This is a genomic window from Streptomyces murinus (genome assembly GCF_002154555.1).
GTDB classification, from domain to species: Bacteria; Actinomycetota; Actinomycetes; order Streptomycetales; family Streptomycetaceae; genus Streptomyces; species Streptomyces murinus.
In genome coordinates, this window is sequence record NZ_MUNF01000971.1 from 1 (window position 1) to 922 (window position 922).

The window sequence follows — 922 nt, forward strand, 5'->3', positions numbered from 1 at the left end:
GATGTGTATCAGCGACAGCACACCCCCCCCTTTTTTTCCACACACTCGGACGGGACGCTGTCTTCGCATGCTGAACACTGACGGGGCGACACCGGGAGCCCTCCTGAGAAAACCGGTGAACGGGTGGCTGCAAGCGGACGCGCACCTGCGCGGCTTCGGCGGGTTCCACGGCGGCCTCGCCCTCGCCCTGCTGACCTCCGCGATGCGCGAACACGCCCCCGGACTCGAACTGCAGAGCGTCACCGGCCGGTTCGACCGGCCCGTCGACCCCGGCTTCACCGTGGACAGCGCCCTGGTACGGGCCGGACGGACCCTCAGCGTGGTCCGCGCCCAGGCCCAGAGCGAGAAGGGCACCGCGATCGAGGCGACCGCCGTGTTCGCCCGCCGCGGCGAGGACACCTGGCAGCCCGTCACCCCCCAGGCCCCGCCCGCACCGGGCCCCGCCGAGTGCGAAGTGTTCGCCATCCCCGCGGAGTTCGTACCCATCGCCACCAGCATGGAGATCCGCCCCGTCGGCACCGCCCGCCCCTACGCCGGCGGCCCGCAGCCCGAACTCCTCGCCTGGGTACGGCTGACCGAGGACGACGAAGCCCCCGACCTGCTCCGCCTCGTCCTGCTGATGGACGCCCTCGCCCCCTCCTACGCGGCGATCCTGTCCACCCTCGCCGTCGTACCCACCGTCGAACTGACCGTACGCCCCGCCCCGAAACTGGCCGCCGCCACCTCCCCCTGGATCCTGCTGCGGGCCACCACCCGCACCGCCGGAGCCGACGGCTGGGTCGACGAACAGATCGACGCCTGGACACCCGACGGCACCCACCTGGGCAGCGCCCAGCAACTACGGGTGGCCCGCAGCAGGATCCAGGGGGAGGTGGCGGCGGCCAGTTTCGGGGCGGGGCGTACGGTCAGTTCGACGGTGGGT

General features: G+C 72.2%; 1 protein-coding gene. It reads left to right on the plus strand.

Annotated elements, in window-relative coordinates:
- Nucleotides 1-67: 67 nt before the first annotated feature.
- Nucleotides 68-922, plus strand: an 855-nt coding sequence (locus CCN72_RS37005) for a thioesterase family protein (protein ID WP_244174679.1), incomplete at its 3' end; no start/stop codon positions are given.